Consider the following 14,750-nt stretch of genomic DNA (forward strand, 5'->3'; position numbering starts at 1 on the left):
TTACGCGTTACTCAATACTGATCTCTTTAATCTTAAGGGTATTCAGCTTACTCAAGTCTATATACTCGTCATCAACCTTCACTAAAGGGGTTTCAATATCATGGGGGTTCAAGTAGACAATCTCACCGATCCGCCCGTCTGTCAGTACCACCTCGCGGCCCACGGTGCGCTTCACGATATTCTCAAGAAATACGGATACAATATTCGGATCAAGCGCACCAAAGCTTCCCCTTCTCATCTGATCGACAATGGTATGGAAGGGAACCGGTTCATGATAAGGGCGTCTGGAGGACATCGCATGAAAAATATCAGCAACGGCTACAATCTTGCTATAGGAATCAATCTGCTCTTCTTTTAGACCCAACGGATAGCCTCTGCCATCATTCCGCTCATGGTGCTGAAGTGCTGTCAGTGTAATATGGGAATTAGCCCCTGTAGTCTCCTTCAGCATTTCATAACCCAGAATGGTATGTTTTTTGACGATTTCATATTCATCCGGGGACAGCTTGCCCGGTTTGTCCAAGATCTCCGTGGGAATCTTCAGCTTGCCGATGTCATGAAGAGTCGCGGCCAATGACAGCACGGACAGCTCTGCCTCACTCATATTAAGCCATCTGCCGATAAGCGTGGATAATACACCCACTCCAATATTATGCTGGTACGTATAATCGTCTTTGCCCTGAATCGCACTGAACAACGCAAAAATATCGGAATTCCGGGATATTTCCTGAACCACAGGCACGACTTCCTTGCGGATATCTGCCAGAGGAACCTTACGTGAGTTTCTGAAGGATTCGAACAAATTCTTGGAGACGTTAACTACGTTATATGCCATCTCCTTGCAGGAAGGTGCCTGACCCGCCTCACCTGCAAAGATGATGTCAAGTACATTAATCTTCTGCTTGCGGATAAGCTCCAGGTGCTCTACATTCAGAACACTGTTCGCGGGGATTACTGTTACTCCATAGGCATTGATCAAGTCATTTTTTATTTTTTTGCCTAAATACCTTTCCATGCCCCGTCCTCCCGAATCAACCGAATGAATATGTAGCTTAGCTATACCTATACTATCGGTTAAAAGCTGAAAAAAGCTGAAAGGCCCGGCTGACAAATTTGCTAGAGGGATTCTCCCTGCTTACGGTATTCCCTGGGCGTTTGCCCCGTGGACTTTTTGAAGACACGGCTGAAATATTTCTCATCCTCATACCCGACCAGCTCCGAAATTTGTGACAGCCGGAGATTCGTATTCTGCAGCAGCGTTTTGGCTTTGTCTACCCGGAGGCCGGTCAAATAATCAGACAGATTCTCCCCGGTGATCTGTTTGAACTTCCGTGAGACATTCTCCCTGCTGATAAAAAACCGCTCCGCAATATGCTGCAGCGTCATATCCCGGGCATAGTTCTGATGGAGATACTGCCTGATCTCCTCCACAAGCTGGCTATCCGGCGCTTGGGTATTCCCCTTGAACAAGCGCTGAATCACCGCCTTGAACTGATCCTGCCAATTCTCTACGGAGAAGAGGCCCTCGCTGTCATAGCATATGTCTAACGAAATCTCCTCATCCGGCCGCCAACGTTTCAGGACCTCCACAATCTCTTGCTGAAGCTGCAGGAACCGGCTCTCCGTCAGCAGAGGCAGTCCCGACAACAGGTCTGACCATTCATCTACAACCCGCTCCATTTTGTCCAAGTCTCCGGAGAGCACTGCTACTCTCAGCTTGTCCAGCTGAGCCTCGGAGGCGTAGTCCCTTGCAGGCCCACTCTCTTCCGAATGCTCCCGGTACAGGTGAATCCGCCCTTCCCGCTGCAGCAGATTCCGCTCGTTCAGACCCTGCCCTGCCTGGTAGAACGCCGTTTGCAATCCTTCTGGAAAGGCTGCGGGAAGGCTGAGCCCCATATCCATTTGCACACCATAGGTCTGCCTGATGGATTCATTCATGCGGCCCAGCTCTACCTCCGTCTCTCTGACGGCTGCCCAGAACAGAAGGACCAGGTTCGCCCCCCTTTGCCAGCTGCGGAAGGCGAAGCCGATCTGCTTCGGGGCAAGCACCTCATTGCAGACATTTGCCAGTACAAAAGAAGTCAGTCCCACATCGCCATGAAACCTCTGCAGTAGCCGGCAGTCCGCTCCCTGGAGTGAGATGACCGCAATTCTGCACTCTGCCGCAAACAGCGGCATACCGAGTTCTTCGCTCAGCGAATGCTTCAGCTCCTGAAAGGAAGCCTGTCCAGCCACCAGATCCGAGAGTACCTTATCCCAGTAGAGCGGACGCAGCACATTTAACTGCATATTCTTACGCTGCGCCTGCTGCCGGCCCTCCTCCTCATCCAGCCACAGCTTGAAGGCATGCTCGGCTGCAGCAATCAGCTGCTTGCTGTTCAGCGGCTTCAGCAAATAATCGGTTCCGCCGAAGACAATCGCAGGCTTCACATAGTTAAAGTCCTGATAACCGCTGATCACAATAGTCTTCGTATTCGGATAGTGGGTGTGCAGCCACTCCAGCAGCTCCGCTCCATCCATGAGCGGCATCCGCATATCCGTGAAGACAATCGCAGGCTGATGCTCCCGCATGATCTGCATCGCTTCCTGCCCGTTGGTAGCCTCATAGATATCGGTAATATGATGTTTCTCCCACGGCACAAAATAGCGGATTGCCTCTCTAACATGCTTCTCATCATCGACTATCAGCACCTTCATTACCCGCAGCTCCTTTGTGTAAATGATTTGATAAGCTGTCCAGCGGAATCATGAGCGTGACCGTTAGGCCTCTGTCTCCATTGTCGTGCAGCAGCAGCTCCGCCCCGCTGCTCATCTGTAAACGGAGCCTTGCCAGCACATTGTACAGTCCAATCTCTTCATGCTCCGTTCCTCTGTTGCCTGCAAGCAAGGCATTGATTTCCTCCAGCCGCTCAGGTGCAATCCCTTTACCGTTATCCTTGACGGCAAGCACTAACCGGCTCTGCGTATCCACCGCGCAGGCGATGGAAATGAGCCCGCCCTGGATACCGTCCGCGAAGCCATGCTTGAAGATATTCTCCACGATAGGCTGCAAAATCATTTTGGGCACCACTACCTCCAGCGCTTCCTCTTCAGCATCGACATCTAGGCGCAGGTTCTCTTCCCCAAACCGCTCTGTCTGCAGGATAACATAGTTCTGCACATGCTCGATTTCGTCGCGAAGCGGCACCTGTGTGCGTTCTGTATTCATGGAATAACGCATCATACTGCCAAGTGAATAGATGAGATCATATACCTTCGGCGCATTGTACCGCAAGGACAAACTGGCGATAGACTGCAGGGCATTATACAGAAAATGCGGATTGACCTGGGCCTGCAGGGCCTTCAGCTGGTTGGTCTTGTTCGCCAGCTCCAGCTTGTATTCCTTGAGGATCAGATCATTGATCGTCCGGGTCATGCCGGTGATTTTGCGTGTTAGCAGGCCGAATTCATCTTCCCGTTCCACATCCATATGCGCATCGAGCTGCCCAATCTGCACCTTCTGGGTGAAAGAGATCAGCTTCTTGATCGGTCTGGTGAAGCCAATAGAGATAAGCACCGCGCTGATTCCGCCCACGAACAGAAACAATATGCCAATTCCGGCATTGAACCGGGTGATGATTCTGGCATCGCCGTACAGATCCTCGAAGGGAACCAGCTTGATAATACTGCCCTTGAACAGAGGGTCCTCTATATGCCGATACATGACAATTCCCTCAAATCCATCCTTCTTCCAGGTAAAATGACCGCTGCCCTTGCTTCCGGGAAGCTGGCTCCAGCCTGCCTTGAACGGCTTGCCAATCCATTTGGAGTCGGAGGCGAACAGTGCCTGACCCTGATCATTCAGCACATAAAGACGTTCCGTATCGGAATTGTACATGGATTTGACGATCCCCTCCAGCTCTGTAAGGCGGTAGTCGACCGACAGATCCGCCAGAACCTCCGCACTTGGGGTTTTGTATATGGGGAAATGGGCAGTAAATACCGGTTCAATCCCCGGCTTCAAATTAGGGAACCCGGACTTCATCCCGTATTGGTGATCCATATGTGTGACCTCAATGTAAGGACGGTATGTTCCTTCCAGGTGCTTCTCCAGAGCATAGCGGCTGTTTACCTCCCGGCGGAAATATCCGCCGAGCAGCAGATTGGACTGCTGGACCGCCCGCACATACAGATGAATCTGAAAGGTGTTCCGGTCGGAGAGGAACAGGTTATACATCTGGGTGGAGATCACTGCCCGCGTATCGGGAACAGCGGTGCCGGGCGGAACATCTTTCTGGCTTTTGGAGGTGAGCAGTGTGGTATAAAAAGAGCTGGGCACATTGATCCCGCTATACAGCGACATGGCCCGCTGACTCATACCGCTGAAATAGCTGCTCAGATTAGCCTCTCCGAGGGTCAGCAGCTTTGTGTTCTGCTTCACTGACTGTTCGGTAACCGATTGCTTGGTATACAGATAAGAGAATGTAACCGAAATGGCTGACGGAATCACCGAGGCCAGCAGCACAAGCGCCATGAGCCGGGTCCGGATGCTGTTTTTGAACATGATTAGGCCTCCTGGAAATTTGGTTAGCATCCGCTGCAATATAATCCACTTTTATCATCATCAAATTGAGTGTTGATCATTCCTGCCTGTTCCTATAATGAAGGTGTGAACCCGTAGATTAACTATACAAAGGAGACTCCATATGAGAAAAACTCTGCGCCTGCAACGAGGCTGGGGACAGCAAATTATCTTCCTCTGGCCCGCCCTGCTCTTTTTCCTGACCATTGTGGTCACACCCTTCATCCTTGGCTTCTATTACTCCTCCACCGACTGGAACGGGCTGGATCTGAACAAAGCGGTCTGGACGGGTGCGGCTAACTGGAAGCGAATTTTTACGAATGACGACAAGTTCTGGGAATCCTTGCTATTCACCTTGCGCTTCACCATCGTATCCGTGATCGCCGCTAACGTGCTGGCACTCCTGCTCGCATTCCTGCTGATGACGACGCTGAAGACCAAGAAGGTACTGCGTACCATCTTCTTTATGCCCAATGTGATCGGCGGTATTCTGCTGGGCTACATCTGGCAGTTTATTTTCACCAAAGGTTTCGCCACGATTGGCGACATCACCGGCATTTCCTTCTTCAAGCTCCCTTGGCTGGGTACGCCGAGCACCGGATTCTGGGGTCTGGTCATCGTGTTCGTCTGGCAGACTGCCGGGTATATGATGGTGATTTACATCGCCGGACTGGCTGGAATTCCGAAGGACCTGATCGAAGCGGCCAAAATCGACGGCGCACGCGCTCCACAGCTGTTCAAGAGCGTCTATGTCCCGTTGATTATGCCAGCCATCACCATTTGTCTGTTCCTTACCACTTCGAACGCCTTCAAAATGTTCGATCTCAACCTGTCACTGACCAAAGGCGGACCCGGTACCTCCACCCAGTCGCTCGCCTATAACATTTATGCGGAAGCGCTGATCAACAACCGTTATGGACTCGGCACCGCCAAAGCGCTGCTCTTCTTCTTCGCCGTCTCCATAATCACTGTCACCCAGGTCTGGATCACTAAACGGAAGGAGGTATCGGCATAATGCAGAGCAGCAGATACCGTCTCAGTAATTTCATTCTGGAAATCGCCGCCATTCTTCTGGCTCTTGTGTTCCTGTCTCCGTTCTACCTAGTACTGAGCAACTCGGTGAAGGGACTGAAGGAAATTCTGATGGATGCCGCATCCTTCCCGCAGGTCTACCAGTGGGATAATTACTCCAAGGTATGGGACGCCATCAATTTCCCTCAGGCATTCTGGAACTCGCTGCAAATTACGGTCCTGAGCGTGATCTTCATCGTGATGTTCAGCTCCATGGCCGCTTACCAGATCGTCCGGAAGCCGTCGCGTTTCAATTCCTTTGTATTCCTGCTGCTCGTATCGGCAATGATCATCCCGTTCCAGTCCCTGATGCTGCAGTTGGTCCGGGTAACCAGCATACTGGAGCTGCGCGGTGAATTATACGGCATTGTCGCCTGCTATCTCGGCTTCGGGATGCCGTTGTCCGTGTTCCTGTTCCACGGCTTCATTAAGAGTGTGCCCATTGAGCTGGAGGAAGCAGCCCGGGTCGACGGCTCTAGCCCATATGGAGTATTCTTCAAAATCGTCTTCCCGCTGCTGATGCCTATTATCGTAACTGTTATTATTCTGAACACACTATGGATCTGGAATGACTACCTGCTTCCGGTGCTTGTGATTGGAGGCAACAAGGATCTGACCACATTACCGGTGGCGGTGACCAAGTTCTTCGGCCAGTACACCAAGAAGTGGGATCTTGCCCTCGCGGGTCTGGTTATGGCGATTACGCCAATTCTCTTGTTCTTCCTGTCGCTGCAGCGTTATATTGTTGAAGGTGTGACCGCCGGCTCCATTAAGGGATAACTCCTTTGCAACAATATCCACCTTTTCGAGCAAAATATTAAGTGTAAGTCCAATCGTATATCCATTACGATCAAGTTGCAGGAACCACTAGACCAGGGAGGTTATACTATGAAAAGAAAGTTCGCATTTGTTATCGCAACCGTTTGCACACTTATTATCGCAGGTTGCGGTAATGGCGGCAATAATAATTCCGCAAGCAATGGGAACGCTGTCAATTCAGGAACAAAGACAGCGGCACCAGCGGCGACCGCAGCTCCGGCCAAAAATGTAACGATCAAAATGTTCCAGTTCAAGGTTGAAATTGCCGAGCAGTTGAACGCACTCGCTGAACAATATGAGAAAGAAACCGGCGTAAAGGTTGAAGTGGAAACACATGGCGGCGGTGAAGATTACGGCGCACTGCTCAAAGCGGAGATTGCTTCCGGCTCCGAACCTGAGATTTTCAATAACGGCGGTTACACAGCCCTGGTTCCTTATATGGACCGTGCCACTGATTTGTCGAATGAGCCTTGGGCGGCCAATCTGATTCCAACCTCCAAAACGCCTGCAACCGTGGACGGCAAGCTGTACGGCATGCCGATGAACGTTGAAGGCTACGGACTGATCTATAACAAGGACCTGTTCACTAAAGCAGGGATTACCGAAGAACCCAAAACACTTCCCCAGCTGAAAGATGCAGTGGCCAAATTGAAAGCTGCAGGCATCACGCCTTTTGAAGCTACCAATGAATGGTGGTCTATGGGGATTCACTTGGTTAACGTAGGCCTGGCTCACCAGCCAGATCCGAAGAAATTCATTGAGGATGTCAAAGCCGGCAAGGCAACCATCAAAGGCAACCCGGTCTTCGAGCAATGGCTCAACTTGGTAGACGTTATTTTTGACAACGCACAGGATAACAAAATGACTACAGACTATGCTACCCAGGTTGCTGAATTTGCATCCGGCAAAGCGGCTATGATGCTGCAGGGCAACTGGACACAAGGGGATATCGACAAAATTAATCCGGCGATGAATCTTGGCCTCCTGCCACTCCCAATCAGCGACAAAGAAGGAACGATCCTCGTAGGTGTGCCTAACAACTATGTGGTGAACAGCAAGTCGGCGCATCCGGAAGAAGCCAAAGCATTCCTTAACTGGCTTGTGACTTCGGAAACTGGTAAAAAATATCTGACCAAGGAATTCAAATTCATTCCGGCTGAAACCAATGTGGAAGCCGATGCCGCAGATATCGGTCAGGTTGCCGTTGCTGTGCAGAAGCAATCCGCCACCGCACTCGGCTGGAACTGGGATATGTTCCCTGACGGTGTAACCCAAGGCTTCGGTGCAGCCATGCAGGAATACCTGGGCGGCCAGCTGAATCATGATCAGCTTCTGGAAAAGCTCGACAAAGCTGTACAGGATATCGTGAAGCAATAACAATAACAATTACAAATACAAATACAATTACAAGACAGGTTAATTCTTGCTCAAACTTAAATAACGGGGCCTTCCTACTCAGGAGGGTCCCGTTATTTGCTTGCAGCTATTCAAAATGGGTACTTGCAAGGGCGGAAATCTGTACAGAATTAGCCCCAAGACCCTCACCAAAGCGAGTGATGAAACTTAAGTGGAATTTGTCCACCTATTATTATAAATATTATTTTTTCCTCAGCTTTAGGTGGAAAAAATCCACTTACTTTAGCGGGATATCTCCAAAAGGGCCTTTATCCAGCCTAATCAGAAATTTTAGATGGACTTTTTCCACTTGTTTCAATATTTGCTACTGAGAATACTCAATTAGTGGTACTTTTTCCACTTAGCATTACCGAAATGAATGCTCCGTGCTCCGCCAACCCTCTCAGATAACCATCTCCACAATCAGGAACAGATTCAGCGATACAACCAGCGCGCAGATGATCCAGCCCAGGATTGTGGTGATGCGGTGATTGACCAGTCCGTTCATAATCTTGCGGTCGCTCGTGAAGATCACCAGCGGAATCAAGGCAAAAGCGATCCCGAAGGAGAGAACGACCTGACTCATGACCAAAGCGCTTGTAGCATTGATGCCGAAGGCAATGATGGCCAGCGGAGGAATAATCGTAATCGCCCGCCGCAGGTAGAGATTGATTCTTTTGTTAATGAAGCCCTGCATGACCACATCGCCCGCCATTGTCCCCACCGAGGAGCTGGAGAGGCCGGCAATCAGCAGGCCCAGTCCGAAGGACAACGCAGTAACCGGTCCGGCTAAATGGCGGAACTGCTCGAAGGCAATATCCAAATCCTCGACCACCAAGCCGTTTTTGAAGAATAACGCGGCAGCCACAATCACCATCGCCATATTGACCGCCCCTGCAATCAGCATGGCAATCAGAATATCGATGAACTCCAGCTTGAAGATCTGTTTCTTCTCCTTGTCATCGATTCCGACCACGCGGCTCTGTGTCAGCGAGGAGTGCAGATAAATCGCATGCGGCATTACCGTGGCACCAAGGATACCCGCAGCCAGCAGAATACTGTCCACACCCTGGAATTGAGGAGTAAAGATCCCGGCGACTACCGACCCGGCATCCGGCTTTGCCATGATTACCTGGAACGCAAAGGCCAGAACAACGATAAGCACCATGCTGGCGATTCCCGCCTCAAGTGTACGGTACCCGCGCCGCTGCAGCTCAAGTATGGCGAATGAACCGACAGCGGTAATAAGTGCGGCTGGCAGCATCGGAATACCGAACAATAAATACAGTCCGAGAGCCGCCCCGATAAACTCTGCCAGGTCCGTAGCAATAATCACCAGCTCACTCTGAATCCACAAGAAAATCGATACACCCTTCGGGAATTTCTCCCGCGCCACCTCGGGTAGATTTTTACCAGTAGCGATGCCGAGCTTGGCGGATAAAGACTGAATAAGAACAGCCATCAGATTGGATGCAAATATTACCCATAACAGCAGATAACCGTATTTCGAACCTGCCGTAATATTGGTGGCGAAATTCCCGGGGTCCAGATAGGCTACGGAAGCGATAAAAGCCGGGCCCAGGAAAGGAAGGAGTCTTTTAAGTCCTTTGACATCCCCGTCTAGCACTGCCTGTGCAGTGAGTCTGTTTTTACGTCTGTGTATCATTGGAGGTGTTTCTGCTAAGTTTTGCTCCATCATTTTCAATCCCTCCTCTTGCCCGGAAAAGTTGTCTATACACACGAAAGTTTCCCTGATGCAACATTTAATTTAATTTTATTATAATCTGCGTTGTGAAAAATGTAAATGCATTTACGCAAACAAATGCCTGACATCATTTCCACACCCTATTCTTAACCCAACCTGCCTGCCGTTCATGTTTAACAAGTTAATCTAGGCTACCTTATTCATATGAAAAAAAGCCCCACAAAGTGAAGCCTTGGCGAAAAAGGATTCTCGCAAAAGAAAACGGGCGAGGTTCAGGATTACCCTGACACTCGCCCGCTGTTACTGTATGCCTTTTTCTTCATGCCGTTAAGAAATAATACTGTTAAGATCTGCCCGCATTTTTTCATTTTGCGCCTTCAGCTCATTCAGTTCCTGCTGCAGATCCTCAACCTTCGGCTGCCGCCGTGAATGCATGCCGTGCCCATGTCCTCCACGCATGCCGAACATCATGAAGATCATCATTAGTGGACAGACCAGTGTAACTAACCAGGACCAGTTCATCACTCTACCTCCTCCAGAATTCAGGGTGCTGAGTTTATTATAAAGAGGGGTTGTGAAGAAACTGTGTTGCTGCGTGAATTGCTCCGTGAATTACCGCATGTGTTGCCGCTTATTTCCCGCCCTTCCACGTATCCTTCAGTGGAACGATGCGGTTGAACACCAGCCGATCTTCACGGGTCAGCTTGTTGTCTACGCAAAAGTAGCCTTGGCGCATAAATTGGAATTTGTCCTCAGACTTGGCATTAGCCGCATAAGGCTCCAACAGGCAATTCTTCATAAGCTTTATAGAATCGGGATTCAAGTACGCCTCCCAGGTTTCGCCTTCTGCCTTGGGGCCATCGTTGTCCTCCAGCAGCTTTTCATACAGGTACACTTCCGCCTGTATGCCGTGACAGGCCGAAACCCAATGGATTGTGCCTTTCACCTTACGCCCGCTAAGGGCCCCGCCGCTTTTCGTCAGTGGATCGTAGGTACAGCGGAGCTCGCTGATCTCACCGGTAGCTTCATCTCGAATTACTTCATTACATCTAATGATATAGGCCCCCTTCAGCCGCACTTCGCCGCCCAAAGTCAGCCTACGGAACCCCGGAGAAGGTTCCGCCATGAAATCTTCACGCTCCATGTAGACTACACCGGAGAACGGCACCGCCCTCTCGCCCAGCTCCGCATTTTCGCTATTATTGGCAAGGGTCAGCCATTCTGTCTCCTCCGGTTCGTAGTTGGTAATTACGACCTTCAGCGGCTCGAGCACGGCCATAATACTCGGTACACTGGCCTTTAGATCCTGTCTCAGGCAGTGCTCCAGCATGGAGAAATCCACCATCGTCTGGTTCCTAACCATCCCGATCTCATGGACAAAGCCCTTGATGCTCCCGGGGGTGAAGCCCCGTCTCCGCAGCCCCCGCAAGGTGGGCAGCCGCGGATCATCCCAGCCGTCCACATAGTTCCCCGCCACCAGTGCTCTGAGATACCTCTTGCTGGTGACGACACCCGTCAGGTTGACCCTGCCGAACTCCCTTTGCCTGGGCGCTTCTTCAACTCCCAATTCCTCCAGCACCCAATCATAGAGCGGCCGGTGATCCTTAAATTCAAGCGAGCATAAAGAATGGGTGATGCCTTCAATGGCATCCTGAATCGGGTGGGCGAAATCATACATCGGATAAATACACCACGCATCCCCTGTACGGTAATGCTCCGCATGAATAATTCTGTACAGTACCGGATCACGCAGATTGATATTAGGTGAAGCCATATTGATTTTGGCCCGCAGCACCCGGGAGCCGGTGGGGTACACCCCTTCTCTCATCCCGCTGAATAACCGGAGATTCTCCTCCACGGACCGTTCCCTGTAAGGGCTGTCCTTCCCCGGTTCCGTAAGTGTACCTCTATAGGTGGTCACCTCTTCCGGTGATAAATCGCAGACATAGGCTTTGCCTTTACGGATCAAGTCCAGCGCGCTGCTGTAGATGCGCTCCGAGTAGTCCGAGCCGTAGTAGATATGCTCTCCCGGACTGCAGCCCAGCCATTCGATATCCCGGATGATCGCTTGAACATATTCCATATCCTCTTTGAGCGGATTCGTATCGTCGAAGCGCAGATGAAAGGTTCCGCCATATTTTTGTGCTATCCCGTAATTGGTGTGAATGGCGAACGCACTGCCGATATGCAGATACCCGTTTGGTTCCGGAGGGAACCTTGTGCAGATCTCTCTGCTGTAGATTCCGGCCTCTATATCTTCCCGGATCAGCTTATCCATATAATTCTCCGCTGCCGCGGCTTCCAAGTCATTACCCATGGCCCAAACCTCCTGTGTATGTGATTACCGCTTTTACGAACCTTTGCCCATGCAAAAAAGAACCTCACCTCCAAGACGTATGGTCTTGGGGACGAGATTCTCGCGGTACCACCCCAGGTTTATTAATATGTCGCCATATTAATCTCATCGAGTACGGCATTGCCGGGCAGGCCAGGCTTATACTCTAGCTCTGTAACAGGAGCTCCTGTCGTACCATCCCCAGCTTCATCAGCCCGTTCCGATACGCCGCTCAGAGACTTGGTTCAATACACCGTTCTGTGCCCCTTTTCAGCGTCCGGAGCTCTCTGTGAAAGAATGGATATATCTACTCTTCTCTTCATTGCGTTTCATTATAATTGCTTATATTATTACCAAAAAACTGCCGTAATGTAAAGCAGGCATCAGTCCCCGCTAAGTGCCGCCAGCAGATCCAGTGCTTCCTCATGCTCCGGCGCAAGAACCAGTGCCTGCCGGGTATACTCCAGCGCAGCTTCCAAATCCTCAAGCTCATAGCTGCAGATCGCCAGGCAGTAGAGAACTGTAACCACAGGCTCGTCTTCCGTCTCCTTCAACGATTGCGTAAGGAAGCGCCGGGAATCCTCATACAATCCCATCTCAAACAGCAGCAGACCGCTGTCCAGGGCCAAATCGTATTTCTGCGGCATCGGGTAGAAGCCTGTCCACATCCGGTCGATCCCCAGCTTCAGATCAAGAATCTCCTCGTCACTGGCATCCTCCAACAGGCTGGAGATCCGCTCCGCAGTCTGAATGAACAGCTCCGCATCATAGCCGCCCAACCGCCAGAAGGCCAGGATCTGCTGCATTCCGATGGTATCAAAATTCTGATCGATCCATAGCTTCAGGCTGAAGAAATCATCCGGACCAAAGCGCTCGATAAATCTGCGGTAGGCCAAGCGGGCCTGGACATGGCGCATCGGCTCTACCAGCATATAGATGCAGCCAACGTTCAGATTCTTGTAATGATGCTCGGTAAATGAAGATATTGCACCTTTTTGTTCAAAATAACACACCAGCGCATGATAGTTGGCGGTTAGCGAGATGCTGCCATGATGAATCAGCTTCGGCGGCTCGGCATACTCCCAGTTCTCCGGCCGGTGATCGCCTTTATCGGCGGTCAGCAGCAGAAAGCCCGCCACGGACAGCGCACTCAGCCGCTCCATACATCCCAGTGCAGCCGCAGGGAAGAGGACATGCGCATCCTCCATCTTTTCCTGATAGAAGGCGATCACATCGCGGTACGGGTATGACTTCTCTTCGTAGCCCTCTGCACGGCGGTAGTAATATTCCGGGATAAGATCCCTGAGCACCTCTGAAGGGCCCATGGTGGCTGACTGCTCCGGGTACTTCAGGGATACCTCGCATTCGTATATTTTCCCTTCATCCACATAGAGCAGCTCCTGCGGAATACTGTCAAAAAAGTAGTTGGCAATGACCATCAGCGGCTGCTCAAGCGTTCCTGGTATAATCACCTTTCCGCTCTGCGTCAAATGCAGCTCTGTATCCGCAACGGCATCGAAACGCGCGAAATCAAGGATACCCTGCTGAGCAAATGGAATCAGGCCGGGATGCTGCTGCCAGCCGGTGATATTTTTCCAGGGAAGATCGCTCATGACATAGGTAAATGGAGGAAGGGTCAGCCCTGCATAATCGATTAATTCACACAGCTTCTGCAGCACATGGAACGCAAGGCGTCCTGCCCCCGCACCCAGCTCCAGAATAATCACCGGCTCTGCCGTCTGCCCCATCGCCGCCCGGTCCTGCAGAAAGCCAAAGATCATCTCTGCATAGCCCGTTCCAATCATCGGATTGCTCGTTATATACTGGGGAACCTGGTCGTTCTTCCAGGCTTGCATACCCAGTTCTTCATAATATTTGCGCTGCAACTCCCATATCGGCGCTTCGCTGAAGCGGTAGCGTTCTTGTCCGCTGTCTGTCATATGTGTATACCCTGCTCTCTGTAATCTTCTGATAAATATTACTGTTATTGCCCTTTACTCACTGTTCTTGAATTGTAAATGACATACTGGGCGGCGGATGGAATGTCGGCTGTAACGGATAATGCCGCAGCCTTGGGTGTCTGAACGGACGGGCCAGGGACTCTGCGTACAATGGCTTGACCTTGGCTATCCACAGCCACCAGCACCAGTTCCGAGCTTGCCTTCGGAATGTCGAACCCGGATGTATTGATCACACTAAGGTTTAGCCGGTACCCCTTGCCGGATAAATCCTGGGTTAATACCACCGGATAAAAAGGATTGTAGTTCTCTCCGGAAACGCCAGTAAATGGTGTAATGCTCAGCCAAGGTCCCGTCTGCGGCAATGTCACGCCCATTCTGCCTTGTATCGACAGCGTATACCGGTTGATATTATTGCCCATGTTCTCCCAGCGGACGGACTTCAGAGCTCCCAGCACAGGGCTTATGGGAACAAATAGCACACCTTCACGCAGCTCTGGTGCTACTTCAAGGGAAATTGCCTTTCCCTCCCCGGTTTCAGCTGAAATCTGCCCGGCTCTGATATGATTCACAGTTTGCCCGAGGAGCGAAACCGAGATGCTCTTCGCGGGGACATTGTACGTCATTTGTGCTCCGAGCGCCATGGAGAACGGACGAATGGGGACCATTAATTTCCCCGATTTCGTATAGGGAGCAAGCTTGCCAGGGAACAGCACATAGCTATTGTGAATCAGTATTGGCTTGATCTGATTTCCCATCACCGGTTCCGCCTTTGCGGCTGAAGACATCAGGGACAATAACATGATTGCACATACTGCCAGGATTGAGTATGGGGTTCTTCTTAATCGCTGGAGCAGAAATCCGGGTTGATTCATCACATACTCTCCTTCACGGGTAAGTTTCCAA

11 protein-coding genes and 1 other annotated feature are annotated in these 14,750 nt (G+C 50.9%); of the genes, 3 read left to right on the forward strand and 8 right to left on the reverse strand.

The window, feature by feature from the left end:
* Positions 1-7: 7 nt before the first annotated feature.
* The 3 genes from A3848_RS11115 to A3848_RS11125 form a co-directional block, all read right to left on the reverse strand.
* Positions 8-1,015: an HD-GYP domain-containing protein gene (locus tag A3848_RS11115; RefSeq protein ID WP_074085030.1), complete on the reverse strand. Its 1,008-nt coding sequence runs from the start codon at positions 1,013-1,015 to the stop codon at positions 8-10.
* Between the two features lie 101 nt (positions 1,016-1,116).
* Positions 1,117-2,697: a response regulator gene (locus A3848_RS11120; protein WP_074085031.1), complete on the reverse strand. Its 1,581-nt coding sequence runs from the start codon at positions 2,695-2,697 to the stop codon at positions 1,117-1,119.
* The gene (locus A3848_RS11125; protein ID WP_074085032.1) at positions 2,675-4,543 is read right to left on the reverse strand and encodes a sensor histidine kinase; all 1,869 of its coding nucleotides are present in this window, start codon (positions 4,541-4,543) and stop codon (positions 2,675-2,677) included. The genes A3848_RS11120 and A3848_RS11125 overlap by 23 nt, the downstream gene beginning before the upstream one ends.
* Positions 4,544-4,685: 142 nt before the next feature.
* Here A3848_RS11125 and A3848_RS11130 point away from each other — a divergent pair, with 142 nt between their 5' ends.
* From A3848_RS11130 to A3848_RS11140, 3 genes are all read left to right on the forward strand, one after another.
* Positions 4,686-5,576 (forward strand): carbohydrate ABC transporter permease, encoded by an 891-nt coding sequence (locus A3848_RS11130; RefSeq protein ID WP_074085033.1) that lies wholly within the window; start codon positions 4,686-4,688, stop codon positions 5,574-5,576.
* Complete coding sequence (locus A3848_RS11135; RefSeq protein ID WP_074085034.1) at positions 5,576-6,412, forward strand: carbohydrate ABC transporter permease; 837 nt, start codon at positions 5,576-5,578, stop codon at positions 6,410-6,412. The genes A3848_RS11130 and A3848_RS11135 overlap by 1 nt, the downstream gene beginning before the upstream one ends.
* Before the next feature lie 108 nt (positions 6,413-6,520).
* Positions 6,521-7,828: an ABC transporter substrate-binding protein gene (locus A3848_RS11140; protein ID WP_074085035.1), complete on the forward strand. Its 1,308-nt coding sequence runs from the start codon at positions 6,521-6,523 to the stop codon at positions 7,826-7,828.
* A gap of 421 nt (positions 7,829-8,249) precedes the next feature.
* On the opposite strand, the gene A3848_RS11145 is transcribed toward A3848_RS11140, so the two are convergent.
* The 5 genes from A3848_RS11145 to A3848_RS11165 all read right to left on the reverse strand — a co-directional run bounded on the left by A3848_RS11145 (position 8,250) and on the right by A3848_RS11165 (position 14,719).
* Complete coding sequence (locus A3848_RS11145; RefSeq protein ID WP_178381977.1) at positions 8,250-9,512, reverse strand: Nramp family divalent metal transporter; 1,263 nt, start codon at positions 9,510-9,512, stop codon at positions 8,250-8,252.
* 366 nt (positions 9,513-9,878) lie between these two features.
* The gene (locus tag A3848_RS11150; protein ID WP_074085036.1) at positions 9,879-10,073 is read right to left on the reverse strand and encodes a DUF2933 domain-containing protein; all 195 of its coding nucleotides are present in this window, start codon (positions 10,071-10,073) and stop codon (positions 9,879-9,881) included.
* Between the two features lie 109 nt (positions 10,074-10,182).
* On the reverse strand, positions 10,183-11,868 hold the full coding sequence (locus A3848_RS11155) for a glutamine--tRNA ligase/YqeY domain fusion protein (protein ID WP_074085037.1): 1,686 nt from the start codon (positions 11,866-11,868) through the stop codon (positions 10,183-10,185).
* An 84-nt stretch (positions 11,869-11,952) separates the two neighbouring features.
* Positions 11,953-12,218: a binding site (T-box leader), on the reverse strand.
* Positions 12,219-12,269: 51 nt separating this feature from the next.
* Positions 12,270-13,826, reverse strand: coding sequence for a tetratricopeptide repeat protein (locus A3848_RS11160; protein ID WP_074085038.1), 1,557 nt, complete (start codon positions 13,824-13,826; stop codon positions 12,270-12,272).
* Between the two features lie 44 nt (positions 13,827-13,870).
* Positions 13,871-14,719, reverse strand: a complete 849-nt coding sequence (locus A3848_RS11165) for a copper amine oxidase N-terminal domain-containing protein (RefSeq protein WP_074085039.1) — start codon at positions 14,717-14,719, stop codon at positions 13,871-13,873.
* Positions 14,720-14,750: the final 31 nt, after the last annotated feature.

Origin of the sequence: Paenibacillus sp. P32E, assembly GCF_001909085.1 — a bacterium.
GTDB lineage: Bacteria > Bacillota > Bacilli > Paenibacillales > Paenibacillaceae > Paenibacillus_AQ > Paenibacillus_AQ helianthi.

Coding starts and splice junctions, on each gene's coding strand:
- A3848_RS11115 (WP_074085030.1), bottom strand. CDS start 1,015: ATGGAAAGGTATTTAGGCAAAAAAATAAAAAATGACTTGATCAATGCC.
- A3848_RS11120 (WP_074085031.1), bottom strand. CDS start 2,697: ATGAAGGTGCTGATAGTCGATGATGAGAAGCATGTTAGAGAGGCAATC.
- A3848_RS11125 (WP_074085032.1), bottom strand. CDS start 4,543: ATGTTCAAAAACAGCATCCGGACCCGGCTCATGGCGCTTGTGCTGCTG.
- A3848_RS11130 (WP_074085033.1), top strand. CDS start 4,686: ATGAGAAAAACTCTGCGCCTGCAACGAGGCTGGGGACAGCAAATTATC.
- A3848_RS11135 (WP_074085034.1), top strand. CDS start 5,576: ATGCAGAGCAGCAGATACCGTCTCAGTAATTTCATTCTGGAAATCGCC.
- A3848_RS11140 (WP_074085035.1), top strand. CDS start 6,521: ATGAAAAGAAAGTTCGCATTTGTTATCGCAACCGTTTGCACACTTATT.
- A3848_RS11145 (WP_178381977.1), bottom strand. CDS start 9,512: ATGATACACAGACGTAAAAACAGACTCACTGCACAGGCAGTGCTAGAC.
- A3848_RS11150 (WP_074085036.1), bottom strand. CDS start 10,073: ATGAACTGGTCCTGGTTAGTTACACTGGTCTGTCCACTAATGATGATC.
- A3848_RS11155 (WP_074085037.1), bottom strand. CDS start 11,868: ATGGGTAATGACTTGGAAGCCGCGGCAGCGGAGAATTATATGGATAAG.
- A3848_RS11160 (WP_074085038.1), bottom strand. CDS start 13,826: ATGACAGACAGCGGACAAGAACGCTACCGCTTCAGCGAAGCGCCGATA.
- A3848_RS11165 (WP_074085039.1), bottom strand. CDS start 14,719: ATGAATCAACCCGGATTTCTGCTCCAGCGATTAAGAAGAACCCCATAC.